We start from the raw sequence: 26020 nt of genomic DNA on the forward strand, positions 1-26020 counted from the left end.
GATTTCCTTTTTTTTATAAATATATGTTTTGTAACTAATTATTCTTCGCTTGACGAATCATTTAAAACTTTTTCTGGTCCGAATTTAAGAGAAACCAAAATTCCTACTAGAAGAGATAAAGCAATAAATCCTAATGAAGCCCATTCTGGAACGTGGAAGAAATCGTGTAAAAGCATTTTCAATCCAACGAAAGCTAAAATGGCAACTAAGCTGTACTCTAAATAACTGAATTTTGCCAGCATATTTGCTAAGAAGAAATACATAGAGCGTAATCCAAGAATAGCAAAAATGTTCGAACTGAATACTAAAAACGGATCTTTGGTTATAGCAAGAATTGCAGGTACGCTATCTACAGCAAATAAAACATCCATAACTTCAATAACAATTAAAGCGACAAATAATGGAGTAGCGGCTTTTTTTGCAGTCTTGGTTGAAATGAAAAATTTCTCCCCATCTGTTTCCGATGTAATCGGCATAACTTTACCTAAAGCTTTATAGATAAAAGAATCTTTTGGGTGAAAATCTTCTTCTTCTCCAGAAAAAAGCATTTTTATTGCGGTAAATATTAAGAAAACTCCAAATACATACGTTGTCCAAGCAAATTTATTAATCAGCATTACTCCGAAGAAAATCATCAATCCACGGAAAACAATAGCACCTAAGATTCCCCAAAACAGAACACGATGCTGATACTTTTGCGGAATTTTGAATGAAGCAAAAATAATAGCAATAACAAAGATGTTGTCGACACTCAGCGAAAGCTCAATCAGGTAACCCGTAATAAACTTCATTGAAGCGACGGCTGGTTTCAAATTATCAGGATTGTCAATGTAGTCTGTGGTGTATAGCCAATAAATAACTCCCGAAAAAAGGAATGATAAAGTAACCCAAACCAAGGTCCATTTGCTGGCTTCTTTAGTGCTAATGATATGGGGTGTTTTGTTGAAGACACCTAAGTCTAAAGCAAGAATAAAAACTACAGCAAGTAAAAAGAGTGACCAGACTATCATAATGATTTTTTTTAATGATTTACAAAGATAAGTTTTGATGTTTAACTTAAAAATTAAATTTATCAGAAACTTACTTTTAAAATTATAAGTTATGAATTATGAATGAACTTTGTCAAAGTTTGAAACTTTGACAAAGTTGAATTTGCGAAGATTGTTTCAAAAAAAAGTGCCATCAAATAAATGATGGCACTTTTTATAGTATATTGTAAGCTTTAAATTATAGCGCTGAGTTAACAGTTTTGATAATTCTAGCAGCAATTTTGTAAGGGTCTCCGTTTGAAGCTGGTCTTCTGTCTTCTAACCAACCTTTCCAACCTTTTTGAACAGTCATTAAAGGAATTCTGATAGAACATCCTCTGTCTGATACTCCATAAGAGAAATCGTTGATAGAAGCAGTTTCGTGTTTACCAGTTAAACGTTGCTCGTTGTAAGCTCCGTAAACCGCGATGTGCTCAGCAGTAACAGGACGGAAAGCCTCGCAGATTTTCTCATAAACTTCTTGAGAACCACATGTTCTAAGAACTGTGTTAGAGAAGTTAGCGTGCATACCAGAACCGTTCCAGTCTGTATCTCCTAGAGGTTTTGGGTGATATTCGATATAGTAACCATATTTCTCAGTTAAACGGTCTAATAGGTAACGAGCAACCCAGATTTCGTCTCCAGCTTTTTTAGCTCCTTTAGCGAATAATTGGAACTCCCATTGTCCGCAAGCAACCTCTTGGTTGATTCCTTCAAAGTTGATTCCAGCAGCGATACATAAGTCAGCGTGCTCTTCAACTAATTTTCTACCGTGTGTGTTTTTTCCACCTACTGAACAGTAGTACATCCCTTGTGGAGCAGGGTATCCTCCAACTGGGAAACCAAGTGGAAGTTGAGTTTTAGTATCCATGATGAAATACTCTTGTTCGAAACCAAACCAAAAATCATCATTATCATCATCAATTGTAGCTCTACCGTTAGAAGGGTGTGGTGTTCCGTCAGCGTACATAACTTCGCACATTACTAACCATCCGTTGATACGAGTTGGGTCTGGATAAATTGCAACAGGAACTAATAAACAGTCAGAAGATCCACCTTCAGCTTGTCTTGTTGATGAACCATCAAATGACCAATTTCCAAGTTCTTCTAATGTTCCTTTGAAGTTTTCGTGCTCTTCAACTTTAGTTTTACTTCTAAGATTTTGAGTTGGTTCATATCCGTCTAACCAAATGTACTCTAACTTAATTTTAGCCATAATAATATAAATTAATTTTTTTGTTTTTTTTCGTTGGGTCAAATATAGATTTATTTTTCCAGTCCCAAAAATTAGGGGGCTATTTTGTTTTATGAAGTATAATTTTTTGGATAAGCATAATTTTGATAGGGGTATATTTAAAAAAAAGCAATTTTGATAACCTTTAAAAAACAAATTCGTAATAATTACGGCACATTTTTGAATTTATGAGTTAAGGAATTATGAAAAAATGTTTATTTAATCAATATTACCGTACAGTTTTGTTATATTTCTGTGATTTGAATTCATTATTCTTTGAAAAAAGCATTTTATGTTGAGAAATTCTATTTCAAAAATCTAAAATTTATATTCCAAATAGGTTTTTTAATTGTTTATATTTGCTGATCATTTTTTAATGAAAATTATTACGAATTTAAAATATATATAACCATGTCAACATTACGTTTCCAAGCTTTACAAGAAGCTTCTAACAGAAAGCCGGTGCACTTTGAAGAAATTGGCCGAAAATCTAATCTTTTTGGTTCAAATGTGTTTAATGAGAAAGCAATGAAGCAATATTTAACTTCGGATGCTTTTAGAGGAGTAAGAGATGCTATTCAGCACGGTACAAAAATAGATAGAAAGCTAGCCGATTATATTGCCATGGGAATGAAAGAATGGGCTTTGGCAAAAGGTGTGACACATTATACACACTGGTTTCAGCCTCTTACAGGGACTACTGCAGAAAAGCATGATGCTTTTTTTGAGATTTCTTATGACGGAAGCGATCCTGTTGAAAAATTTGGCGGTGCGCAATTAGTGCAGCAAGAGCCAGATGCATCTAGTTTCCCGAACGGAGGAATCAGAAATACTTTTGAGGCAAGAGGTTACACGGCTTGGGATCCAACTTCTCCAGCTTTTATATATGGTACAACTTTATGTATCCCAACAGTATTTATTGCTTATACAGGTGAGGCTTTAGATAATAAGATACCTTTATTAAGAGCATTATCTGCCATTGATGAAGCGGCGACAGAAGTTTGTAAATATTTTGACAAAAACGTAAAAAAGGTAACGGCAACTTTAGGCTGGGAACAAGAATATTTCTTGATTGACAAAGCTTTGGCAAATTCTCGTCCAGACTTAATGATGACGGGAAGAACGTTATTAGGACACACTTCTGCAAAAGGACAGCAGTTAGACGATCACTATTTCGGATCTATTCCAACTCGTGCTCTTACTTATATGAGAGATTTAGAGCAAGAATGTATGCTATTGGGTATTCCTGTAAAAACGCGTCACAATGAGGTAGCGCCAAATCAATTTGAGTTGGCACCAATCTTTGAAGAGACAAATCTAGCGGTTGATCACAACTCTTTATTAATGGATGTAATGCAAAGAGTGGCGGAGCGTCATGATTTTAAAGTATTATTTCATGAAAAACCATTTAAAGGAGTAAACGGTTCAGGAAAACACAACAACTGGTCATTGGCTACAGATACAGGAGTTAATTTATTGAGTCCGAGCAAAACGCCAATGAGCAATTTACAGTTTTTGACTTTCTTTATTAATACAATAAAAGCAGTAAACGATAACGAAACTTTACTTAGAGCTTCTATCGCAACAGCAAGTAACGATCACAGGTTAGGAGCAAACGAAGCGCCGCCAGCGATTATGTCAGTATTTATTGGAGCACAATTGACAAAAGTTTTATCTGAGTTGGAAAGCGTAACAACAGGAAAACTTTCGCCAGAAGAAAAAACAGATTTGAAATTAAATGTTGTTGGTAAAATTCCAGATGTATTACTTGATAATACAGATCGTAACAGAACTTCGCCTTTTGCCTTTACAGGAAATAAATTTGAGTTTAGAGCAGTGGGTTCAAATTCAAACTGTTCTAATGCAATGACGACTTTGAACGCAATCGTAGCAAAACAATTAATCGACTTCAAAAATGAAGTAGAGAACTTGATTGAAAATAAAGACATGAAAAAAGATGATGCGATCTTCAATGTCTTAAGAGAATACATCAAACAATCTAAAAAAATCCTTTTTGAAGGAGACGGTTATAGCGAAGCTTGGGAAAAAGAAGCGGCAAAAAGAGGTTTGAGCAACTTCAAAACAACTCCAGAAGCTATAAAAGCAAAAGTTTCTAAACAAGCATTGGATTTATTTGAGCAATTAGGAATCTTTAATCATGTTGAAGCTGAGGCGCGTTACGAAATTGAATTGGAAGAATACACTAAAAAAATCCAAATTGAAGGACGTGTTTTAGGTGATATTGCAAGAAATCATGTTATTCCAACTGCAATTCGTTATCAAAATACTTTAATTGATAATGTAAAAGGATTAAAAGAAATTTTTGCAAAAGAGTTTGAAGTTTTAGCTAAAGAACAAATTGTTTTAATTAAAGAAATTTCAGGCCATATTGAAGGAATCAATTCTAAAGTATTGGCAATGACTAATGAAAGAAAGAAAGCCAATCAATTGACTGACGCTCAAAAAATGGCAGAAGCGTATTGCAATAATGTTAAGCCATATTTCGATGAAATTCGTAATCACTGTGATAAATTAGAATTATTAGTTGATGACGAAAGCTGGACATTGACAAAATACAGAGAATTATTGTTTACTAAATAATAGTTTTTATTAAATAGTTTTTTTGCCACGAATTGCGCGAATTCTCACGAATTTATTTTTTTTCAAAAATTATCTGATTTAGCTGATTTTACATAAAGAATAAAAATTTGTGAAAATTAGTGCAATTCGTGGCAAACTTTTTTTGAATCAAGCATGCGAATCATTCAAAGAATTAAAAAAAGGGATTATCTTTGCACCACATCAACACAAACTAATTTTCATGAGTTCAGATTCTAGCAAAAGATATGCACAAAGAGGTGTTTCGGCATCAAAAGAAGACGTACATAACGCTATAAAAAATATTGACAAAGGTTTATTTCCTCAGGCTTTCTGTAAAATTGTTCCTGATTATCTAACACAGGATGATGGGCACTGCCTTATTATGCATGCTGATGGAGCAGGTACAAAGTCATCTTTGGCGTATATGTATTGGAAAGAAACTGGAGATCTTTCTGTTTGGAAAGGAATCGCTCAAGATGCCTTAATTATGAATATTGATGATTTATTATGCGTTGGTGCAACAGATAATATTTTACTTTCGTCAACTATCGGAAGAAATAAAAACCTAATTCCTGCTGAAGTTATTTCTGCAATCATCAACGGAACAGAAGAATTAATCAACGAATTAAAATCATTTGGCGTTACCATTCATTCAACAGGAGGAGAAACTGCCGATGTTGGAGATGTTGTTCGTACAATTATCGTAGATTCTACAGTTACAGCTCGCATGAAACGTGCAGATGTTGTAGATAATGCAAATATTAAAGCTGGAGACGTAATTGTTGGATTGGCTTCTTTTGGTCAAGCAACTTACGAAAAAAGCTATAACGGAGGAATGGGAAGTAACGGACTTACTTCTGCACGTCACGATGTTTTCGGGAAATATTTAGCTAAAAAATACCCAGAAAGTTACGATGCTGCAGTTCCAGAAGAATTAATTTATTCAGGGCAAGTAAATCTGACTGATGAAGTTGAAAACAGCCCAATAAATGCTGGACAATTAGTACTTTCTCCAACAAGAACTTACGCGCCAATTATCAAGAAAATTTTAGATAAATATACTCCAGAAGATATCCACGGAATGGTACACTGCAGTGGTGGTGCACAAACTAAAATTTTGCATTTCGTAAAAGATTTACACGTTATAAAAGATAATTTATTTCCAGTTCCACCATTGTTCAAACTAATTCAAGAACAATCAAAAACAGATTGGAAAGAAATGTATCAAGTTTTCAATTGTGGACACAGAATGGAGCTTTACGTTCCAGAAAGTATCGCACAAGATATTATTGAAATTTCTAAATCATTCAATGTAGACGCACAAATCGTAGGTAGAGTAGAAGCATCTGATGATAAAAAGCTGACTATTACTAGCGAATACGGAACATTCAACTATTAAAAAAAAATAAACATATAAGTGATATAAGTTCATTTTAAGTTAGATTGTTTGGCTGAGCGAAGTCGAAGCCCTGTTTTGATTTGACAGCTTTCTATTCTAATCAGAAAGAATTTATATTTTCTTATATCACTTATATGGTTTAAAAATATTTAACTATGTACGAACTACTTTTTTGGAAATATCTAGACGAAATCTACCTGAACAATCAGGAAGTTTATGAAGCTCTTGTTGAAAAACAAGAAGTTGAAGGTTTAGCTGAACTTCAAACTGAAGTAATCGTAAATAGAATTAATTCCGTTTTCTCAGATTGGGAAAGAGTGGATGAAAACAGCTGGAAGAATCCAAAAGGGAAAGGTGCATTTCAAGTTATTACAACACCGCAAAGCATAAAAATTGACTGCTACGGAACAGAAGGAAAAACCATGAACAAATTAGTTGATGTCATGGAAGAATTCAAATGTCCGCTTTACGATCCGCAAGTTCCGGAACGTTATGATGAAATGAGTGAGTAAAAAATAATTGTAAATTGTGAATTGTAAATGGTGAATTATGAACAACCATCAATCATTTACAATTCACCATTAACAATTTACAATTAAATCTATCCATTTTTCAAAAGCACATTCTGTTCTTTTCTCATTTTAGCTAGCAATTGATCGACATACGTTTTTATTTTCTGCGGAAGCGTATTCCAACTTTGATCCTTTTCAAAACTTCTGCAATTATCGAAATCGCATTCAACTGCGCGAATGACATATTTTTTCTTTTTATAAACCGTAATAATTTTTACGCGTCTTATATAGCCATCTTCGTTGCGAGTTCCGTAAACAATAACAGGTTCAATATAACCGTCGCCATCAATATCTTTTGTGCTGCAATATTTTGTCCAGAACCAAATGTTTTTTTCTTTTGGGAGAGTATCTTCAAGCAAATCATTAATTTTCCATTGATCTAAAAGTCCGCCGTGATCGTTAATGACACAAACTGCTTGTATTTTTGTATTTAAAGTATCTTTTTTAGAAATTACCTTTTGGTTTTCGCCTAAAACCAATTCGTAAACTCCGCTTTTATCGCTAAATTCAAATGCTCTATAAATAGGATAATCAGTCAGATTTTCGAGTTCTCGCTGTGTAATTTCCTGTTTGGTTAATCTATGACTTTCAATTTTTTGAGAAAAAATAAATGAAGAAGAGAAAGAAAGTAAAATTAAAATATATTTTTTCATGTTTTGAATTGACTTTTAGTATATCAAAGATATTTAAACCTTTTGAGTCCTGCTAAATTTATGTTTTTTAAAAATAGATTTTGTTGTACTTTTCTAAATTAAAATCACAGTAAATATTTCAACAAAAAACTATAATATGACTAAGATAAACTGCGTCAAATTTCTTTCCACTATATCGGTTTTAGTACTTTTTTTCAATACTATAAATGGACAAAAAAAAGCAGAACAAAATCGAAATCTAATTCAATATGTTGATCCAATGATTGGAACAGCAAAAATGGGACATACTTATCCCGGCGCAACAGTTCCTTTTGGGAGCGTACAATTGAGTCCAGAAACCGATACGATTGCTTATAGTTTAAACGGAAAATATAATGGTGAAGTCTATAAATATTGTGCTGGTTATCAGTATGAAGATAAAACCATTGTAGGTTTCAGCCATACCCATTTCAGCGGAACAGGTCATTCAGATTTAGGCGATTTCTTGATTATGCCAACAACTGGTAAACTGCAATTAAATCCAGGTGTGGCTTCAAAACCTTTGTCAGGTTATAGATCGGCATTTTCGCATTCGACAGAAAAAGCAGAACCAGCCTATTACAGCGTTTTTCTAGAAGATCATAAAATTAAAGCGGAACTGACGGCAACAACTCGCGTCGGAATGCATCAGTACACTTTTCCAAAATCAGATGAAGCTCATATCATTTTAGATTTGACTTCAGGGATTTACAATTACGATAAAAAGAATGTTTGGACATTTGTACGTGTAGAAAACGATACTTTGATAACAGGATATCGTCAGACAAATGGCTGGGCAAGAACCCGAACGGTTTATTTTGCTATGTCATTCAGCAAACCAATTAAGAGTTACGGGCAAGCAGCTCAAGAAAAAAGTGTTTACAGAGGTTTCTGGGGAAGATTTGATCAAACGAAGAATTTTCCAGAAATGGCAGGACAAAATCTAAAATTATTTTTTGATTTTGATGCGAATGAAGGTGAAAAAATCAAAATTAAAATGGCTTTGTCGCCTGTGAGTTCTGCTGGAGCATTAGAAAATATGAAAAAAGAAACACCTGATTGGGATTTTGAAAAAGTAAAAAAACAAAGCCAGGAAGTTTGGAATAAAGAATTGAATAAAATTCAAGTTGAAACTATTCAAAAAGAAGATTTGGTTAATTTTTATACCGCAATGTATCATGCATTTTTGGGACCAACCGAATACATGGATTTAGACAGAAATTATAAAGGTTTGGATATGAATGTCCATAAAGCCGAAAAATTCACCAATTACACCAGTTATTCGCTTTGGGATACGTATCGTGCTTTGCATCCATTATTTAATATTGTACAGCCAAAAAGAAACGCCGATATGGTAAGCTCAATGTTGGCACATTCAGACCAAAGCGTTCATAAAATGCTTCCAATTTGGTCGCATTACGCCAATGAAAATTGGTGTATGATTGGATATCATTCGGTTTCGGTTGTTGCCGATGCCATTGTAAAAGGCAATATTAGTTTTGATGCCGAAAAAGCGCTTCAAGCTTGTGTAAATACTGCAAAAGTGCCGTATTATGATGGTTTAGAATTTTACATGAATAAAGGATATGTTCCAGAAGACAAAAGTGGCGCTTCGGTTTCTAAAACTTTAGAATATGCCTATGATGATTGGGCAATTGCACAAGCGGCAAAGAAATTAGGAAAGACAGATATTTACAATGAATTCATCAATAGATCGAAAAACTATAAAAATGTCTATGATGAAAAAACAGGTTTTATGCGTCCGAAATTGAATGACGGAACATTTAAGAAAGAATTCGATCCACTAGACACGCACGGCCAAGGTTTTATAGAAGGAAATTCATGGAATTACAGTTTATACGTTCCGCAAGATCCTGCCGATATGATTCACTTAATGGGCGGAAATGAAAAGTTTAAAGTTCGTTTAGATTCGTTATTCAACATGCATCTTCCAGATAAATATTTTGAAAATACGGAAGATATTACAAGAGATGGAATCATAGGAAATTATGTTCACGGAAACGAGCCTTCGCACCATGTTGTGTACTTATACAATTGGACAGATTCTCCTTGGAAGGCGCAAGATAAAATTAGGATGATCTTGAAAAAAATGTACAGAAATGGTGCTGATGGGTTGGGCGGAAATGACGATTTCGGGCAAATGAGCGCTTGGTATATTTTTAGCAGTTTAGGATTTTATCCAGTTGCTCCCGGTTCTGACGAATATGCTTTAGGAAGTCCGTTGCTGAAAAATGCCATTTTAAATTTAGAAAACGGAAAAACTTTTGAAGTAGAAACAGTAAATCAATCTGATAAAAATGTATTCGTTTCAAGAGTACTTTTGAATGGAAAAGAACTTTCTAAGCCTTTCTTAAAACATGCTGATGTTATGAATGGTGGGAAAATTACGTTTTATATGAGCAGTAAACCTAATAAAAAGGAATATCAAAATTAGTTTTACGTCTGTCACCCTGAGCGGAGTCGAAGGGCTTTCTAACTTAAAAAGGCTTCGACTCCGCTCAGCCTGACAAAACGATGATATTTTAATTCGTGAAAATTTGTGCAATTCGTGGCAAAACAATAAAAAACTTCACGAAATTTGCACTTCAAATAAAGAAAGATAAATATGAAAATAAATCTAAAATCAGGAATTGATAAATTGCTTTTCGGAATGAAACAAAACGACGTTACAGCTGTTTTGGGAAAACCTGATAAAAATTATAAAGACGAAGATGATAACGTAATTTTTGTTTACAATGCTCATAAAATAAGATTAACTTTCTATCAGGAAGAAGATCTTAAATTAGGATATATTGTAGCGTCAAGTAATGATTTAGAAGTTTTCGGATTCAAATTAATCGGAAGAAAAATTGCTGATGTAAAGAAAGATTTTGCGGCAAAAGGAATTACTAAATACAATCAAGAAACTTTTGATACTTTCGAAAATTATTTCAACGAAGACAACTGGTTTATCCTTCAAACAGAATTTGATGAGGTGGTGAAGTTCGAAATTGGAGCGATCATCAATAGTAAAGATGAGTTTGACTGGAAATTTCCTGTGAAGAAATAGTTTCGCGAAGATAGTATTTGAAACGCGAGGCAAAATTTGGATTGCCTACAGCTTTAGCTGGAGGTTATAAATAAAGAGAAGAAAAAGGCTTTAGCCAAATAATTATTGTTTGGCTAAAGCCCTCTCTGATACTATAATTTATTCATCCAGCTAAAGCTGGACGCAATTTAAAAAAAACGTCATTTCGAACGAAGGATCACACAAGAAGCTCCGCAAAAGTATGTCAGACAATCTTTGTCGATTTACGTGTATGATTCTTGGTTTCTCAGAAAGGCATAAAAAAACCGACAATCTCTTGTCGGTTTTTTTATGTTGTAAAAGGAAATTAACCTTTTAACCATGCGTTTTTAAGTTTCTCTTTTGAAGCATCGGTAGCTTTAAAAGTTTCAGCTTCTTCAAATGGCAATTTTACAGTTCCTTTAATAGTCTCTTCTTTTCCGCCACGTTTTACTTTCAAAGTGATTGGGTCATTATCTTTCCAATTTTCACTTTCAGTAATCAAATCATAAATGTTGTCTAAGTTGTATGATTTATTATTTACAGCTAAGATTTTATCACCACCTTTTAAATTTAGGCTTTTGAAAAACTCGATTGACTCAGATTCAGGACGAACAGCGATTTCTTTAGTTGCTTTGTCAATAGTGATATTTGGAGTCTGTCCTTTTATAAACGGATTTCCAGTTTTTTTCTCCATTGCTTTTGTAACACCAACTTTAGCTAAGTAGAAGTCGTAAGGAATTGGAGTAGTTCCAGCAACATATTTGTTTAAAAATTCTCCGACTTCAGGATAAGTTAATGAAGTGATTTTAGCGAATAATTCATCATCATTGAATGGTTTTTCAACACCATACTCATCAGATAATTTATGCATTAAATCAAGGATTCCTCTTTCTCCATTGCTTTTCTCTCTAATGATAATATCGATACACATTCCAATTAAAGCTCCTTTTTGGTATACATTTAAGTATTGGTCTTTATAAGGCTGTTCTAGTACATTTTTACTCATTACAGTAAATGACATTGTATCATCTAGCTGTTTAGATTGCTGAATTTTATCGGCAATACGAGTATAGAATTCAGCTTCATTAATCAAACCTTGGTTGATTTGGAAAAGGTTAGCAAAATATTCTGTCACACCTTCATACATCCATAAATGCTCAGACATTTTTGGTGCATTGTAATCAAAATACTGAATTTCTTTTGAGTGGATTGTTAAAGGAGTTACAATATGAAAGAACTCGTGAGAAACTACATCTTTCATAGATTCTACTAATTTTTCTTTTGGCATCGATTCTGGTAAAACTACTGTTGTAGCAGTTGGGTGCTCCAAAGCTCCAAAACCGTGCGCATCGTCTTTAGCCATACTTGATAAGTACAATAACACAGTATATTTTTTAGTAGAATTTACTTTGCCTAAAAAGTTTTTCTGTGCTGTCATCATCGTTTTCATCTCTGGAGTGATGCTTTCAGCAGTATATTTTCCAGTAGGGGAGTACACAGCAATTAAGATGTCCATTCCGTTTACATTAAAAGTAGTGTAATCAGGTTTAGAATACATAATTGGATTTTCTACCAAAATAGCATAACGAGAAGTAGTAAATACATCAGAAGTAGCGCTTGCATCCTGATCTGTCATAGAAGTTGCTCCCCAAAGTGTTTCAGGATGTGTAATAGTCACTTTGTACGGCACATCTAATTTATCTTTAAAATACCCTACAAATCCATGAGTATTAACCATGAAATTTTTTCCTGCATCAATGTTTGTTCCTGCTGGAGAAAAAACGTCATCATTTCCGAACCCAGTTCCTTTTTCTGTATCGAAACTATCATTTACCAAATAAGTGATTTTTTTCAGCGCTTTTGCGTTTGAAATAGACCAAGAATTATCGTCTAATCTCTTTACTGTAAGTGGATTTCCTTTAGCATCAAATGCTTTAAAATCTTCCGAGAATTTTCCGTAATTATCTGTTGAATAAGTACCTGGAACGGTTTTCGGAATACTGTAAACAATTTCGTCAGTTTTTATGGCTGGCGGAGTAACCGTTACTAAAACTTTATCGTCTTTAACATCGGTTAAATTGATATTAACTTCAACTATATTGCTTTTTGCGGCTCCGGTGCTCCCTGTTTTACAGCTCCAAAAAGTGACCGCTAGAGCTAAGGTGTAAAGTATTTTTTTCATTTCTATATGTTTAGTTAATTGTATTTGACACAAAAAGTATCGAAAAGTTACTAAAAAATCACATTAAATTTAAATATAAAAAAAAAACTCCTGAAAAACAGGAGCTTTATGTTAGTCTAATTTATTCTTGATATAATATTTTCCGTCCAAATCTTCATCAAAATCATCTATTTTTACTGGTTTTGGTTTTGGCTTGTTTGCAATTGCCTTCTTCTTCCACATCTCAAATTTTTCAAGAGGCATTTTCTTTTTCATAATGTCCAGGACTTCTTTTTCTGCCAATCCAAACTCTTTTTTTATAATTTCAAATGGATTTCTTTCTTCTAAAGCTAGCGAAACAAGTTTTTCAGTTTGTTCCGGAGTCAATTCTTTGCGGCTACTCTTTTTCATCTCGTGAAAATTAATTCAAAATAGGGTGTTAATTATTAATAGATTGATTTTCAATTCTTGTATCAATATTAAAAAAAAAAATAATAAGTTGGTTCAGTAAAGTGCACTTTTTTTAGAGAATTTAGCTGTTTTTAAAGGATCTTGATTTTTGAAATGGAATTTTTAACAGATTTTTCAATTCATTGTTTTCTTCTGGAAGCATATGAGTATCTACACCGTATACAAGCTGATCTTTAGGCAAATAAGTGAATGTTCTAAAAAGTCTATCCCATACAGAAAAAATATTTCCATAATTGCTGTCTGTATAAGGTAGTACGTAATGATGGTGAACTTTGTGCATATTGGGAGAGACAATAAAATAGCTTAAAAAAACATCCAGTTTTTCTGGAAGCGAAATATTGGCGTGATTAAATTGCGAAGCAATAACAGATAATGACTGATAGAGAAAAACCATCCACATCGGGGTTCCAACAATTAAGACGCCTAAAGTGGTAAAGACAAAGCGAACAACACTTTCGCCGGGATGATGTCTATTTGCCGTGGTAGTATCGATCCAAGTGTCGGTATGATGCACCAAATGAAATTGCCATAGAATTTTTACTTTGTGTTCTACCAAATGTGCTAAATAAGCCCCAATTAAATCCAAAAGCAATAATCCAATTATGGTATAAAGCCAGATTGGCATTTGCGGAAGCCATTGCAGAATGCCAAAATTATTTTCGATTGTCCAAGCGGCGGTTTTTATTAGAATAAAGGCAAGGATAAAGTTGACCACAATGGTTGTGAAGGTAAAAAAGAAGTTTATCCCAGCATGTGGCCATTTTTTATATTGCATTTTAAACAAAGGAAAACTATTTTCAATAAGCCAAAAAATGGTAATGCCCCCAACCAGAATAAGGCTTCTATGTGACGATGGAATCGTACTGAAGTAAGAAATGATTTCGTTCATAATACATACCTATATTTGAGTTGAAATAAAATTTTCTTGTCGATTTTATCCAAATAAAAAGAGAAAATCCAATATAAATATATCAGATTTTCTCTTTCAAATTAAATTATGTACTAATAATTGTGTACTTAATTGCGTATTATTTTTTGATGAGGCTAATTATAAATAATAAAACCCATGCACCACCTACGGCAATCAGAATTTGCCACAGTAGGCCTCCGCCACCAATACCAAGTTTCCCAGCAATCCATCCTCCGATAAATCCGCCTATGATTCCGACAACAATATTACCAATTAAGCCAAAACCAGCACCTTTCCAGATCTGACCGGCTAGCCATCCAGAAATGGCTCCTATAAGTAAGAAATATAAAAATTCCATATTTTATTTTTTTGATGATATAAATTGATTTCTTTTCAGCTATTATGCTTCGTCATGATTTTGAAGCAGTGTTTTATAAAGAAAACCTGCCGCTAATGCACCGAGAATAGGAGCGACCCAAAACAGCCAAACCTGAGATAATGGCTCTCCACCAACAAAAATAGCTTGAGACAATGATCTTGCTGGATTTACAGAAGTATTTGTAATTGGAATGCTGATTAAGTGTATTAAAGTCAGAGCCAAACCGATTGCAATTCCAGCAAATCTGCCATTTGCAAATTTATCAGTTGCTCCTAAAATCACTAATAAGAAGAATAAAGTAAGCACAAATTCTGCAATAAAAGCAGACTGCAACGAATAACCATCGGGAGAAAAAGCTCCAAAACCATTAGATGCAAAGGCACCAGCTTTTGTATTGTCTATTACAAAGCCAGCTTTTCCAGAAGCTATCGTGTATAAAGTTCCAGCAGCAGCAGCAGCCCCAACACATTGTGCAATGATGTATGGAATAAGATCTTTGGCAGAAAATCTTCCGCCAGCCCATAAACCGAAAGAAACCGCTGGATTAAAATGACCGCCAGAAATATGTCCAACAGCGTATGCCATTGTAAGCACTGTTAAACCAAAAGCCAAGGCGACACCTGCAAATCCAATTCCTAAATCTGGAATTCCAGCAGCAAAAATAGCGCTTCCGCATCCCCCAAAAACAAGCCAATAAGTCCCAAAAAACTCTGCAAATAATTTTTTCATAATAAAATAATTTAATGGTTAATGTTTAGAATGTATATTGGTAAGCCCAATAAATTAAAACAAATTGTAAGGGCAAACGTACAAATAAAATCCATATTGGTAAACCAAAACCTGCTTTTTTATTTTGAAACATGTACAAATTGGCAGGGAAAATAGCAATTAATAATAGCATAATTCCCCAAGCAGCAAAATGTGATGAAAAAGGCAGGAGTAAAAAGATGCCCAGAATAATCTCAGCGGCACCACTTAAAATATTTATTAATTTGGGGTTTTTAAATGCGGGCGGAATGATTTTTACGTACATTCCGGGATTTCTAAAATGATTTAGCCCAGCAAGAATATAAAGGAAAGCCATTAAATATAAATGCCAAGGTAGAATCATGATATCTAATTGTTTATCACGAATTTATAAAAAAATTAACAATTATTGCATTACAGATCTTCTTTTTTTGAAATTACGTATTTTGAGTTATTTTTTTGACTTGAAATTTACATTCATAATAATTATCGCTAGAATAATCAAAACAATGCCAACCCATTGAGAAAAGATTACTTTTTCATTTAATAAAACATACGCCATCATTACAGAAACTGGCAGTTCAAGAGCAGAAACAATACTCCCCAAACCAATTCCTGTTAAAGGAAAACCAGCAGTCATTAAAAGAGGCGGAATGATAGTGCCAAATAGTGATAAGACAATTCCCCATTTTAGGAAGATTTCTAGATTGAAAGCAGTTACTTGTGTTGCAAAAGCAAAAGAAAATACAATAATTGCACCGCCTAAAAGCATATAAAGACTTCTTTGTGCAGATGAAATTTCAGTTGCAACACTGTTTGCAGTAAACATAGTGGTAGTAAATGAAGCTGCGGCAAGCATTCCCCATGCCAAACCTCTCCAGTCTAGTTCGATATCATTATTGATGATATTGGTAGCCAAAACGGTCCCAAAAAGAACGATAAATACAGCAATTACTTTTTGTTTTGAAGGCAGTTTTTTTTCTAAAATCATTTCAAGTAAAACCCCCATCCAAACGGTTTGCATCAATAAAACGATTCCGATAGAAACAGGAATGTATTTTACAGCCAAATAGTAGAATAAGCTGGTCATCCCTAATGAAGTTCCCGCAAGCATCAAACTGAAAATATTTTTACGAGATGCTTTTACAGCAGGTTTATTTTTGTTTTTAATACGCTGAAAAAGATTGATCAGAAGAATTCCTAGAATTCCGTAAATAAATTGTGAGGTTGTGACTTCTGCAGTTGTGTATCCTTCAGAGTAAGCCATTTTTACAAAAGTAGCCAACATTCCGTAAGTGGTTGCTCCCAAAGCAACAAGAAAAACACCTTTTAATACATTATTTTGCGACGTCATAAATTATCTGTTTTTAAAAAATTAAGCCGGCAAAGGTAAGTTATTTTGTTTAGGATTCTATTGTACTATGTTGAAAATAGTGATTTAATTGTAATGAAATTGGTTTTTAAAGGCTCAAATTAAGAATTCTTTAAAAAATGGAAGTATTGAAAAATAGAAAAGCCATCAAAAAAAATCTGATGGCTTTTTATGTTTATAAAGAATAAATATTCTCTTCTCTAATTACTTAGGCTGATTTTGATAAGTTTCAATTTCGAAAATCAGAGTTGCATTTGGAGGTATTACGCCACCAGCACCTTTTTCACCATAGGCTAAATTTGAAGGAAGAAAGAAAATTGCTTTTTCTCCGTCTGTCATCATATCGAGAGCTTCAAGAAAACCAGGAATCATTCCTTCTTTTTTACCAACTGTAAAAGGGAAAGCTTTGTAACCACCTTGAGCATCTCTGTTTGCATCATATTTTCCGTATGCTTTTGCTACCTTAGCCATGCTGCTGTCAAATAAGCTTCCGTCTTCAAAATAACCTGCATAGTGAAAATAGATTGTAGAGCCTTCAGCACTTTTAACACCAGTACCTTTTTGAGTAACTACATACTTTAAACCTGTAGAAGTTGCAGTAGCTTTTGCTTTCATGTCTTTGAAATAAGCCGCTTTTGTAGCCACTATCTTTTTAGCTTCTTCTTTTTGCAATTCCCCTTTTTTCATTTCATCGCTAAAAATTTTTACTGCATCAAATTTCTTGGCAGCTGCTCCTTTGCGTGTAATGGTAATTTTATTCATGATATCATCCTGAACAATTTTATTTACATTGTCCATTCCAGAAACGACATGACCGAAGATTGTATGTTTTCCGTTTAACCAAGGTGTTTCTTTGTGCGTAATGAAGAATTGGCTTCCGTTTGTTGCAGGACCAGAATTTGCCATAGCTAAAACTCCTCCTTTTTCAAATTTTAATTCTCCAACAAATTCATCTTTAAAAGAATATCCAGGATCTCCAGCTCCAGTTCCTTGAGGATCTCCTCCTTGAATCATAAAGTCATTAATCACTCTGTGGAACTTTAAACCATCATAAAATGGTTTGCCTTTTAAACGCTCTACTTTTACATAAGGATTTTTACCTTCTGCCAAAGTGATAAAATTAGCAACTGTTACAGGTGCTTTTACATATTCTAAAGAAACCACGATATCTCCTTTTGTAGTAGAGATTGTAGCAAAAATTCCGTCACCTGGATTTGCTGCTGTTGCTGCTACTTTGCTTGTAGGTTTGGTAGCTGGTTTAGCAGCAGGTTTTTTCGTCTGAGCCTGAATATTTACGATTGCTAAGCAAAATAAAAATAGAAATTTAAATTTCATTGCTTTTTAATTTTTAAGTCTATAATTCGATTACTGTTTATCTGAAATTTGGATTTCGAAAATAATATTAGCGTTTGGCGGAATTACACCTCCAGCACCAGTTGCTCCATAAGCTAAATGAGATGGAATAAAAAGAACCGCTTTGTCTCCGTAAGATAATTGCTCAACTCCTTCAATAAAACCAGGAATTAAACCGTCTTTTTTACCAGCTTGAAATTGAATTGGTTGGTAGCCTCCTTGTGTTGCTCTTGCAGGATCATATTTCCCAAATTGTTTTGCAACTTCTTCAATACTAGCATCAAATAAAGTTCCGTCTTCAAGAAAACCAGCGTAGTGAATGTAAATCGGATTTCCTGCAACAGGTTTTTTACCGCTTCCTTTTTCTGTAATTACATATTCTAAACCACTAGTAGTTTTAGTTGCTTTTGCTTTTAAAGCGGTATAATAATCCACTTTTTCTTTTTGAACGCCAGCGTATTTGCTTTGTTCTTTTGCGATGTCAGCAAAATAATCATGGAATACTTTTACAGCATCAAATTTCTTAGCAGCTTCACCGTTTCTGATAATTGTTACCGAAACAATATTGTCGCCTTGTATCACTTTGTTTACTACTTCCTGATCTTTTGCGCCTACAACATGACCAAAAATAGTATGTTTCCCGTCTAACCAAGGAGTTTCAACATGTGTGATGAAAAATTGGCTGCTATTTGTACCAGGTCCATTATTTGCCATTGCCAGAACACCAGCTTTATCAAATTTTAAATCTGAAAATTCATCTTTAAATTTATAACCGGTATCTCCAGAACCAGTTCCTAATGGGTCACCGCTCTGAATCATGAAACTTTCAATAACTCTATGGAATTTTAAACCATCAAAGAAAGGCTTGTTTTTAAGATTTTCGTGCGTTATAAACTCATTTTTACCTTCAGCTAAAGTCACAAAGTTAGCCACAGTTATAGGTGCTTTTTTGTAATCAAGTTCTACAATAATGTGACCTTTGTTTGTCTCGATATCGGCATACAAACCATCTGGCAGATTACTGTGATCGTCCTTACAAGAATAAAATGAGCTTACAGCTATTAGTAATAATAAAATACTCTTTTTCATTTTAAGATATTGTTTTTATTGAGTTAATGTGTCTTTTTTAGCTTGTACTGCAGGTTTTGCAACTGCAGGTTTCGGTGCTACGGTTTGTGGCGATTGTGTAGCAGGTTTTGCTGTTTGAGCCGTTGGATCTGGAACAAAATTTCTAAGTGTAACCGTAACGATTAAAGATTCATTTGGACCAATTTTTTTGTTGTCTCCATGATATCCGTATGCCATATGCGATGGAAACAAAAACGTTACCGTTTCATTTTTATGCATTCTTTTGATTCCGTCGCGTAACCCCATCATAATGTCTTGCTTGTCTACATAATAGGTTTGAGGGCCAAGATCAGAATCAGAGTAAATGCTATTGCCTTTAATATCTTTTATTTCCATATTAAAGTAAGCAATATCTCCTTTTCTCGGTGCTGTAGTTTCTGCCGCATTTTTTTCTTCATAGCAAAACCAATACCCTTTTGGAGTGGCATAATATTTTACTTTCGGATTGCTCTTAATTATTTTTTTAATAACGCTTTCTTCATTTGCCACTAACTTTTTATTTCGGTCAGCTGATTTCTTCATGAATGTTCCTGAAGCTCTAGAAATAGGTCTTCTGGCTTCTTCATGATGTTTGCAACTGCTTAACAAAACAGTAAAAAGCAAAGTATAAATGCTAAGTTTTAGGTAATTCATGATTTGGGTTATAATTTTAGTTTTTTGACTAAATCTTCAAATTTATTTACTGTTTCTTCCATAGAAACTTCAGATCTTCCGCCTGCTGCATTGACATGTCCACCTCCGTTAAAATGATCTCTTGCAAATTGGTTGACATCAAATCCTCCTTGAGAACGAAAAGAAATCTTAATTATTTTTTCATCTTTGTTTTCAATGAATATAGCTGTAAAAACAATTCCGCGAATGCTTAATCCGTAATTTACAATTCCCTCAGTATCACCTTTTACATAGTTAAATGAATCAAGTTCTTCTTGTGTAAGAGTCATGTAAGACGTTTTGTGCTCTTCGAAAATTTTCATGTTTTGAAGTGCACGGCCTAGTAACTGCAAACGGCTAAAAGAACTATTATCGTATAGTAAAACTGGAATTTGAGTGTTTTCAACTCCTAAATCGATCAATTCTGCAATAATTCTATGGGTATTTCCAGTGGTTCCAGGAAAACGGAAAGAACCAGAATCAGTCAAAATTCCAGTATAAATGCAAGTTGCAATGGTTTTATCAATATCCTCTTTTTTGTTTAAAAAGGCAATGAAATTGTAAACCATTTCACAAGTAGACCCGAACGAAGTGTCTGAGTACGTATAGGCAGCATAATCATGAGGTTTTTCATGATGATCAATCATAATGAATGGAGCTGTAAGTTTTGCTAGAGTATGCTCCATTTCGCCAGTGCGATGAAAAGCATTAAAATCTAACGTAAAAATAAGCTCGGCTTCTTCTAATATTTTAATGCAGTTTTGAGTATCTTTTTCATAGATTTTTACTGTTTCTGAACCTGGGAGCCAAGCTAAAAAATCAGGAAAATCATTAGGAGAAATAACGGTTGGCTGATGATTATTTTTGAGTAAAAAATGGTACAAAGCTAGAGTAGAACCCATGGCATCACCGTCTGGTCCTCTGTGCGGAATTATCGCGATTTTCTTTGGCGCAGCAAGCAATAATTGAATCGCTTGAATATCTTGTATTTTCATAGTGTGCGAATTTACATTTTTTTAATGTAATGCTGAAAATAATTTTAGTATTCAAGTCTCAGTGGCTAGCGGACTGGATTGGCTTTCTTTTGAAATTAGAACACAGATGACGCGGATTCGCTATCGCGAAAACACTGATTGGCGCGGATTTTTTTATTTAAGTTCTGCAGGAACGACTTATGTAGATTGGAATTTGGAATTTTAAAAATTGGTATTTAACCTTTGGTATAATTTATATTTCGCACCTTTTACAATCTGAGATTTATAAATTCCAACAGAACCTGAAGAGAAATAAGCAATTGTGCAGGCAATTGCAATGAAGATTCCAGGAGCAATTCCGAATAATTCCATTCCCATAATGGTACAGGCAATAGGAGTGTGGGTTGCGCCAGAGAAAACCGCAACAAATCCGATTCCTGCCAAAAGAGCAATGGGCATTGGGATTACGGTTGATAATGCGCTTCCTAAAGTAGCTCCAACAAAAAATAAAGGAGTTACTTCACCGCCCTTAAAACCTGCTCCAAGTGTAAAACCTGTAAATAAGATTTTAAGCAGAAAGTCATACCACTGATTTGGATTTGAAAAGGAATCAACTATAACAGGAACACCTAATCCTGAGAATTTTGTAAATCCTAAACCGGCAATAGCAATAGCTAAAACTACACCGCCAATTACAGGACGAAGCGGTGGATATTTAATGTTTTTTGAAAAAAGAGAACCCCAAAAATGTGTACTTCTAGAAAATAATAAAGCAGCAAACCCAGATAAAATTCCAACAATAAGAGTAAAAATAATATTATTTAAACTTAGTTCTGGAACAACCGGAATGCCGTAATGCGTATGCTTTATTTCCCAGAATTCTACAGTAAAATAAGCAGCGTAAGCCACTAGAAAAGAAAGTAAAACGCTTTTAAAATTGATTTTACTGAAATATAAAACCTCCAAGGCGAAAATAGCTCCTGTTAGAGGCGTTCCGAAAACAGAAGCGAAACCTGCACTGATTCCGAGAATGATTAAAATTCGACGTTCTGAATTATCAAGATTAAAAAGCTTGGTAAATTGATCGGCAATTGCGCCTCCCATTTGTACCGCAGTTCCTTCTCGCCCTGCAGATCCTCCAAATAAATGTGTCAAAAGTGTTCCTAAAAGGACTAAAGGAGCCATTTTAAAAGGAATAACTTTTTTAGGATTTTCGTATTCTTCAAGTAAAAGATTATTTCCTTTTGCAACCGATTCTCCCCAATGGTAATAACTCAATCCTACCAAAAATCCGCCGAAAGGCAAAAGCCAGATAATCCAGTTGTGCTGCATTCTAAATTGCGTAACCCATTCTAAAGAAACTAAAAAGAAAGCAGATGCAGAACCTGAAAGTATACCAATTAAAGCACAGATAAGAATCCACTTGGGAAGTGAAAATAAGAATTGTTTTGGGTTTTGGGAAATCATTAATGAATTCTAAAAGTTTGCCACGAATTTCGCCAATTTTCACGAATTAAAAGGAAAAAAAATATTTTAAATCCATTATCCCGATAGCTATCGGGAGTGGCATAAAAAAATAATTAGTGTAAATCCGTGAAATTCGTGGCAAAAAAAATATTATACTACAGCAGTAAATTCTATTTCCACCAAATATTCTGGAGCAACCAATTTACTGATTCCGTAAAATCCTGTTGTTGGTTTTACATCTTTAAAGAAAGAAGAGTGCGCTCTTGCCACTTCTTCGAAAGTAGAAACGTCTGTTGTAAAAATTCTTGTTCTAATAACATCTTTCATTCCCACATTTAAATCTTCTAAAACTTTTTCAACTCGTTCCAAAATATTATACGTTTGAGCATAAGCGTCATCAGCTTTTACTTTATCGCCGTCAACAATGGCTACAGTTCCAGAAACTTCAACAATATTGCCAATTCTTACGGCACGGCAATATCCCATTTTGTCTTCCCACGGAGATCCAGTCAAGATGTTTTCTCTTTTCATTTTTTTATAATTTTTGCGAATTTGTCTGTATGGTTTTAAAAGCAAATTCAGGTTAATTAAAGATGCTGCAATTTAAGAATTATGGTTTTGACAGCGATTAAAAAAAGCTTGAAATCAATTCAGAAATTCAAGCTTTTTGTGATATTAATCTTTATTCGGTTTCTTTTTCTTCGTACAGTCGAAGCTTGTTTTGTACCGTATTTAAGTTTTGCTGCAAGGTTTCAATCTTATTCAAAAGGTTTGCAATAGCGTCAATTCCTTCCAGATTTATTTTGAGATCATAATGCATTCTGATCATTTTTTCAACCGTTGGAAGCTGTTCTGGTTCTAAATATTCGTCGTTTTCTTCCGTTATAATATGTATGAGTCCATAATTATTAAGTTCGGTTATGAAAGTATTTTCAATTTCGTGGTAAATACAAAACTGTTTGATCTGGATTAAATTTTTATTTTTCATGACTTTCTTAGTTTTGCTAATTCTTCAAATAACTCTTTTTCTTTATCCGACAGTTTTGTTGGAAGTTTTATGGTGTACGTAATGTATAAATCGCCAAACTGATTTTCTTTTTTATAAACTGGGAAGCCTTTTCCTTTCAGCTTCACTTTGGTTCCCGGCTGAGTTTCTGCGGGTACTTTAATTTTTACTTTTCCGTCAAAAGTATTGATGTAAGTTTCTCCGCCTAAAATTGCAGTGTACAAATCAATGGGAGCGTCGGCATATAAATTATTGCCTTCACGTTTAAAATCTGAATTATTAGAAATTATAAATGTGATGTATAAATCGCCGTTTGGTCCACCATTTACACCAGGTCCCCCATGATTCGGAATTTTAATAATCTGTCCGTTTTCTACACCAGCAGGAATTGTAATTCGGATATTCTTTCCGTTTACCGTTAAGTTTTGTTTGTGTGTTGTATACGCGGCTTTAAGATCTAATTCCAGTTCGGCATTAAAATCCTGTCCTCTATATTTAGCCTGCGATCTGCTTCTGCCTGCATTTTGGCCATACATAGAATTGAAGAATTCAGAAAAATCGCTTCCAGAAAAATCTCCGCCTCCAAAACCAGAGAAATCGCCTTCAGAATATTGATACCCGCCTTGCTGTCTGTTTTGCTGCTGATTAGGATCGTAACCCGCTTTTTCAAATTCGTCAGCATGTTTCCAGTCTTTTCCGTATTTATCGTATTTTTTTCGATTTTCTGGATTGCTTAAAACTTCGTTGGCTTCATTTATTTCCTTGAATTTTTTCTCGGCTTCTTTATCATTCGGATTCAAATCGGGATGATATTTCCTCGCCAGTTTTCGATATGCTTTTTTGATGTCTGCCTCAGTTGCAGATTTGGTAACATCCAATACTTTGTAATAATCGATATAATCCATTTTCTTTAGATTTTAAATGGTAAAATAAAGTCTTGAAGTTAAGAATAAGTTGTTAATAATCAAAATGCTGAATGTTTTTGTAATATTGGATTTTGGAATTTTTAAAATTTTAGATTTGAATTTTATTTTTTACAAAGTAAAAAATCTTGGCAGGTTTTTTGATTCCAAAAATTAGCTTAATTTAATGTTATAAAACTCCTAAAGTTGTAGCAAGTAAGTAAATTATACTATTTTTGTGAAGCTGGACTTTTGGTTTGTATTAATTATAAAAGGCGATTCGATAATACTTTTTTCAATGAAGCACATTTTATTTTTCATATTATTTTTTACTGCAATATCAGTATCAGCCCAAATTGAGTCTAGTACTAAATTCAAAACTATTCCTGGGGGAAAATTTACTGCCAAGCCTAAAAAGACTCCAGTTCCTGAAGTCAAAGATCCATTGGCAGAATTTAATGATATGCCAGCGATTAAAACTCCAAATGTTTTTGAAAATACTACTATAACTCCGAAATCAAAATTTCAGATTGGAGAAGAGAAAAGTAAATTTACCATGTCTACAGAAACCGATTTTGCCAATCCAGGCGATAGATATGTAGCTAAGATGGAAAAGGATTTGGATAAATCTTTAAAAGATGCTGGTTTAAGGGAAGGTCGAGGTGTTTTGGTAAAGAGAAATATTTCACTAGGAGATTTTAAAACTAAATCAGAATACTTTATTGTCAAGTTCCGTGATTTCGGAGCAATTGACGGTGATTTGGTAAAAGTTTCTTCAAATGATTACGTAATTCGCGATAGAATTTTACTGGATTCTAATTTTCAACAAGTAAAAATAAACCTTACTCCAGGTTTTAATAAATTAGATTTTGAAGCTCTAAATATTGGTTCGCTAGGAGGAAATACAGCAGAAATACAAGTTTACGACGATAAAGGCAATTTAGTGACAAATGATTATTGGGATAACCTTGCTGCAGGATTTAAGGCTTCTATTGTTGTGACTAAGGAGTGATTTTTTAAAGATGCTAAGATGCTGAGATTCTAAGTTGCTAAGTTTTTTTAGAAGTTTAAAGTATAAACAGAAAAGGAGATTCTAATTTTAGAATCTCCTTTTTTATAATCTGAGTAGAATCTCAGTAACTTAGAATCTCAGTAACTTAGAATCTCAGTAACTTAGAATCTCAGTATCTTAGTGTCTTAGAATGGATCCGCAGTTACCTTAAACTTCATTTCTGCTTTTACCGTTACATCTTGCGTTAAGGTTTCTTTTAAAGTTACTTTAGTTCTTATCTTGTAACTATCTGCTTTAATATAATCGTCTAATCTTTTATCTGTACAAATCAAATCAACAGAATTGCTCGATACATTAATATTGTCAGCATACGCCAATTCGATTTCTTCTGAATTTGCTGTTGAGATATACAAATGAACCGATTTTAAAAATGTAAATGTTTTATCAGACGGATCTGTAATGGATAATTTCAGTGATCTGATTTTAACATCTTTTACCAAACTAGCTTTTGTTTTATTATTTTCAAACTCAGCCGAAGAATTGGTTGTAACTTCTGGAGTGATTATTTCCGAAGGCAGATTGATTGGTGAAGTGCTTTGAATTTTAATCGAAGCGTTATTCGAAATAGTAAATGTCAATAAATCATCGACCGTATTACAAGAAGATAAAAAAGCCGACATAAAAACAGTCAGGGCAATAATTTTTGATTTCATAGTTAAATTTAAAATTGGGTTTTTGTTAGATACGATTTTTTAAGTTGTTTGGATTTTTTTTGCGAAGATACTAAGTCTCTAAGTTACTAAGATGCTAAGATTTTAAGTTTTTAGTTTTGCGAAGAAAAAAGCTTAGAATCTTAGCATCTTAGTTTCTTAGTATCTTTCGGTGAAAAAAAAATATTTTTTTTCACCGTTC

Annotated in this window: 25 protein-coding genes; 6 read left to right on the top strand and 19 right to left on the bottom strand. The window is 33.8% G+C overall.

Going from position 1 to position 26020, the window contains the following annotated elements; genetic code table 11:
• Positions 1-38 precede the first annotated feature (38 nt).
• Together PQ463_RS01290 and PQ463_RS01295 are read right to left on the bottom strand one after the other, a co-directional pair.
• The gene (locus tag PQ463_RS01290) at positions 39-1010 is read right to left on the bottom strand and encodes a TerC family protein (RefSeq protein WP_274255936.1); all 972 of its coding nucleotides are present in this window, start codon (positions 1008-1010) and stop codon (positions 39-41) included.
• A gap of 217 nt (positions 1011-1227) precedes the next feature.
• Positions 1228-2244, bottom strand: coding sequence for a glutamine synthetase beta-grasp domain-containing protein (locus PQ463_RS01295; RefSeq protein WP_274255937.1), 1017 nt, complete (start codon positions 2242-2244; stop codon positions 1228-1230).
• Between the two features lie 429 nt (positions 2245-2673).
• Between PQ463_RS01295 and PQ463_RS01300 the strand changes: the two genes are divergently transcribed.
• The 3 genes from PQ463_RS01300 (at position 2674) to PQ463_RS01310 (ending at position 6774) form a co-directional block, all read left to right on the top strand.
• A complete protein-coding gene (locus PQ463_RS01300) occupies positions 2674-4863 on the top strand; it encodes a glutamine synthetase III family protein (RefSeq protein ID WP_274255938.1) in 2190 nt (729 codons plus the stop codon).
• Between the two features lie 220 nt (positions 4864-5083).
• Positions 5084-6262 (top strand): AIR synthase related protein, encoded by a 1179-nt coding sequence (locus PQ463_RS01305; protein WP_274255939.1) that lies wholly within the window; start codon positions 5084-5086, stop codon positions 6260-6262.
• 155 nt (positions 6263-6417) lie between these two features.
• Positions 6418-6774, top strand: coding sequence for a hypothetical protein (locus PQ463_RS01310; RefSeq protein WP_274255940.1), 357 nt, complete (start codon positions 6418-6420; stop codon positions 6772-6774).
• Between the two features lie 89 nt (positions 6775-6863).
• On the opposite strand, the gene PQ463_RS01315 is transcribed toward PQ463_RS01310, so the two are convergent.
• Positions 6864-7487, bottom strand: a complete 624-nt coding sequence (locus PQ463_RS01315; protein WP_274255941.1) for a M949_RS01915 family surface polysaccharide biosynthesis protein — start codon at positions 7485-7487, stop codon at positions 6864-6866.
• Between the two features lie 136 nt (positions 7488-7623).
• Between PQ463_RS01315 and PQ463_RS01320 the strand changes: the two genes are divergently transcribed.
• Together PQ463_RS01320 and PQ463_RS01325 are read left to right on the top strand one after the other, a co-directional pair.
• Positions 7624-9960: a GH92 family glycosyl hydrolase gene (locus PQ463_RS01320; protein WP_274255942.1), complete on the top strand. Its 2337-nt coding sequence runs from the start codon at positions 7624-7626 to the stop codon at positions 9958-9960.
• A 171-nt stretch (positions 9961-10131) separates the two neighbouring features.
• A complete protein-coding gene (locus PQ463_RS01325; protein ID WP_274255943.1) occupies positions 10132-10575 on the top strand; it encodes a hypothetical protein in 444 nt (147 codons plus the stop codon).
• A 325-nt stretch (positions 10576-10900) separates the two neighbouring features.
• Here PQ463_RS01325 and PQ463_RS01330 read toward each other — a convergent pair whose 3' ends face one another.
• The 15 genes from PQ463_RS01330 to PQ463_RS01400 all read right to left on the bottom strand — a co-directional run bounded on the left by PQ463_RS01330 (position 10901) and on the right by PQ463_RS01400 (position 24099).
• The gene (locus PQ463_RS01330) at positions 10901-12757 is read right to left on the bottom strand and encodes a M61 family metallopeptidase (protein ID WP_274255945.1); all 1857 of its coding nucleotides are present in this window, start codon (positions 12755-12757) and stop codon (positions 10901-10903) included.
• A 111-nt stretch (positions 12758-12868) separates the two neighbouring features.
• On the bottom strand, positions 12869-13147 hold the full coding sequence (locus PQ463_RS01335) for a DUF2805 domain-containing protein (protein ID WP_274255946.1): 279 nt from the start codon (positions 13145-13147) through the stop codon (positions 12869-12871).
• A gap of 121 nt (positions 13148-13268) precedes the next feature.
• A complete protein-coding gene (locus PQ463_RS01340) occupies positions 13269-14096 on the bottom strand; it encodes a sterol desaturase family protein (RefSeq protein WP_274255947.1) in 828 nt (275 codons plus the stop codon).
• A gap of 139 nt (positions 14097-14235) precedes the next feature.
• On the bottom strand, positions 14236-14475 hold the full coding sequence (locus tag PQ463_RS01345) for a GlsB/YeaQ/YmgE family stress response membrane protein (RefSeq protein WP_111366928.1): 240 nt from the start codon (positions 14473-14475) through the stop codon (positions 14236-14238).
• 42 nt (positions 14476-14517) lie between these two features.
• Positions 14518-15225, bottom strand: coding sequence for an aquaporin Z (gene aqpZ / locus PQ463_RS01350; RefSeq protein WP_111424007.1), 708 nt, complete (start codon positions 15223-15225; stop codon positions 14518-14520).
• A 25-nt stretch (positions 15226-15250) separates the two neighbouring features.
• Positions 15251-15607, bottom strand: coding sequence for a DoxX family protein (locus tag PQ463_RS01355; RefSeq protein ID WP_274255949.1), 357 nt, complete (start codon positions 15605-15607; stop codon positions 15251-15253).
• 87 nt (positions 15608-15694) lie between these two features.
• A complete protein-coding gene (locus tag PQ463_RS01360; RefSeq protein ID WP_274255950.1) occupies positions 15695-16597 on the bottom strand; it encodes an EamA family transporter in 903 nt (300 codons plus the stop codon).
• Between the two features lie 222 nt (positions 16598-16819).
• Complete coding sequence (locus PQ463_RS01365) at positions 16820-17950, bottom strand: peptidylprolyl isomerase (RefSeq protein ID WP_274255951.1); 1131 nt, start codon at positions 17948-17950, stop codon at positions 16820-16822.
• 30 nt (positions 17951-17980) lie between these two features.
• Positions 17981-19057, bottom strand: coding sequence for a peptidylprolyl isomerase (locus PQ463_RS01370; protein ID WP_274255952.1), 1077 nt, complete (start codon positions 19055-19057; stop codon positions 17981-17983).
• 15 nt (positions 19058-19072) lie between these two features.
• The gene (gene gldI, locus PQ463_RS01375; RefSeq protein WP_274255953.1) at positions 19073-19729 is read right to left on the bottom strand and encodes a gliding motility-associated peptidyl-prolyl isomerase GldI; all 657 of its coding nucleotides are present in this window, start codon (positions 19727-19729) and stop codon (positions 19073-19075) included.
• Positions 19730-19737: 8 nt separating this feature from the next.
• The gene (locus PQ463_RS01380; RefSeq protein WP_274255954.1) at positions 19738-20742 is read right to left on the bottom strand and encodes a DHH family phosphoesterase; all 1005 of its coding nucleotides are present in this window, start codon (positions 20740-20742) and stop codon (positions 19738-19740) included.
• A 201-nt stretch (positions 20743-20943) separates the two neighbouring features.
• Positions 20944-22188 (bottom strand): voltage-gated chloride channel family protein, encoded by a 1245-nt coding sequence (locus tag PQ463_RS01385; RefSeq protein WP_274255955.1) that lies wholly within the window; start codon positions 22186-22188, stop codon positions 20944-20946.
• A 150-nt stretch (positions 22189-22338) separates the two neighbouring features.
• Entirely contained in the window at positions 22339-22719 is a 381-nt protein-coding gene (locus PQ463_RS01390) for a RidA family protein (RefSeq protein WP_274255956.1), read from the bottom strand.
• 151 nt (positions 22720-22870) lie between these two features.
• Positions 22871-23176 (bottom strand): chaperone modulator CbpM, encoded by a 306-nt coding sequence (locus PQ463_RS01395; RefSeq protein WP_274255957.1) that lies wholly within the window; start codon positions 23174-23176, stop codon positions 22871-22873.
• Positions 23173-24099 carry a DnaJ C-terminal domain-containing protein gene (locus PQ463_RS01400; protein WP_274255959.1) on the bottom strand — a complete coding sequence of 309 codons (927 nt, stop codon included), beginning with the start codon at positions 24097-24099 and terminating at the stop codon, positions 23173-23175. Before PQ463_RS01400 ends, PQ463_RS01395 begins: the two co-directional genes overlap by 4 nt.
• Positions 24100-24394: 295 nt before the next feature.
• Between PQ463_RS01400 and PQ463_RS01405 the strand changes: the two genes are divergently transcribed.
• Positions 24395-25108, top strand: a complete 714-nt coding sequence (locus tag PQ463_RS01405) for a hypothetical protein (RefSeq protein WP_274255960.1) — start codon at positions 24395-24397, stop codon at positions 25106-25108.
• A 185-nt stretch (positions 25109-25293) separates the two neighbouring features.
• Here PQ463_RS01405 and PQ463_RS01410 read toward each other — a convergent pair whose 3' ends face one another.
• Positions 25294-25821, bottom strand: coding sequence for a hypothetical protein (locus tag PQ463_RS01410; RefSeq protein WP_274255961.1), 528 nt, complete (start codon positions 25819-25821; stop codon positions 25294-25296).
• Positions 25822-26020 lie beyond the last annotated feature (199 nt).

This window comes from Flavobacterium sp. KACC 22763 (assembly GCF_028736155.1).
In the GTDB taxonomy this organism is placed as follows: Bacteria; Bacteroidota; Bacteroidia; order Flavobacteriales; family Flavobacteriaceae; genus Flavobacterium.

Coding starts and splice junctions, on each gene's coding strand:
- PQ463_RS01335 (WP_274255946.1), bottom strand. CDS start 13,147: ATGAAAAAGAGTAGCCGCAAAGAATTGACTCCGGAACAAACTGAAAAA.
- PQ463_RS01305 (WP_274255939.1), top strand. CDS start 5,084: ATGAGTTCAGATTCTAGCAAAAGATATGCACAAAGAGGTGTTTCGGCA.
- PQ463_RS01395 (WP_274255957.1), bottom strand. CDS start 23,176: ATGAAAAATAAAAATTTAATCCAGATCAAACAGTTTTGTATTTACCAC.
- PQ463_RS01340 (WP_274255947.1), bottom strand. CDS start 14,096: ATGAACGAAATCATTTCTTACTTCAGTACGATTCCATCGTCACATAGA.
- PQ463_RS01325 (WP_274255943.1), top strand. CDS start 10,132: ATGAAAATAAATCTAAAATCAGGAATTGATAAATTGCTTTTCGGAATG.
- PQ463_RS01410 (WP_274255961.1), bottom strand. CDS start 25,821: ATGAAATCAAAAATTATTGCCCTGACTGTTTTTATGTCGGCTTTTTTA.
- PQ463_RS01295 (WP_274255937.1), bottom strand. CDS start 2,244: ATGGCTAAAATTAAGTTAGAGTACATTTGGTTAGACGGATATGAACCA.
- PQ463_RS01345 (WP_111366928.1), bottom strand. CDS start 14,475: ATGGAATTTTTATATTTCTTACTTATAGGAGCCATTTCTGGATGGCTA.
- PQ463_RS01315 (WP_274255941.1), bottom strand. CDS start 7,487: ATGAAAAAATATATTTTAATTTTACTTTCTTTCTCTTCTTCATTTATT.
- aqpZ (WP_111424007.1), bottom strand. CDS start 15,225: ATGAAAAAATTATTTGCAGAGTTTTTTGGGACTTATTGGCTTGTTTTT.
- PQ463_RS01405 (WP_274255960.1), top strand. CDS start 24,395: ATGAAGCACATTTTATTTTTCATATTATTTTTTACTGCAATATCAGTA.
- PQ463_RS01320 (WP_274255942.1), top strand. CDS start 7,624: ATGACTAAGATAAACTGCGTCAAATTTCTTTCCACTATATCGGTTTTA.
- PQ463_RS01365 (WP_274255951.1), bottom strand. CDS start 17,950: ATGAAATTTAAATTTCTATTTTTATTTTGCTTAGCAATCGTAAATATT.
- PQ463_RS01370 (WP_274255952.1), bottom strand. CDS start 19,057: ATGAAAAAGAGTATTTTATTATTACTAATAGCTGTAAGCTCATTTTAT.
- PQ463_RS01380 (WP_274255954.1), bottom strand. CDS start 20,742: ATGAAAATACAAGATATTCAAGCGATTCAATTATTGCTTGCTGCGCCA.
- PQ463_RS01290 (WP_274255936.1), bottom strand. CDS start 1,010: ATGATAGTCTGGTCACTCTTTTTACTTGCTGTAGTTTTTATTCTTGCT.
- PQ463_RS01310 (WP_274255940.1), top strand. CDS start 6,418: ATGTACGAACTACTTTTTTGGAAATATCTAGACGAAATCTACCTGAAC.
- gldI (WP_274255953.1), bottom strand. CDS start 19,729: ATGAATTACCTAAAACTTAGCATTTATACTTTGCTTTTTACTGTTTTG.
- PQ463_RS01355 (WP_274255949.1), bottom strand. CDS start 15,607: ATGATTCTACCTTGGCATTTATATTTAATGGCTTTCCTTTATATTCTT.
- PQ463_RS01300 (WP_274255938.1), top strand. CDS start 2,674: ATGTCAACATTACGTTTCCAAGCTTTACAAGAAGCTTCTAACAGAAAG.
- PQ463_RS01400 (WP_274255959.1), bottom strand. CDS start 24,099: ATGGATTATATCGATTATTACAAAGTATTGGATGTTACCAAATCTGCA.
- PQ463_RS01390 (WP_274255956.1), bottom strand. CDS start 22,719: ATGAAAAGAGAAAACATCTTGACTGGATCTCCGTGGGAAGACAAAATG.
- PQ463_RS01360 (WP_274255950.1), bottom strand. CDS start 16,597: ATGACGTCGCAAAATAATGTATTAAAAGGTGTTTTTCTTGTTGCTTTG.
- PQ463_RS01385 (WP_274255955.1), bottom strand. CDS start 22,188: ATGATTTCCCAAAACCCAAAACAATTCTTATTTTCACTTCCCAAGTGG.
- PQ463_RS01330 (WP_274255945.1), bottom strand. CDS start 12,757: ATGAAAAAAATACTTTACACCTTAGCTCTAGCGGTCACTTTTTGGAGC.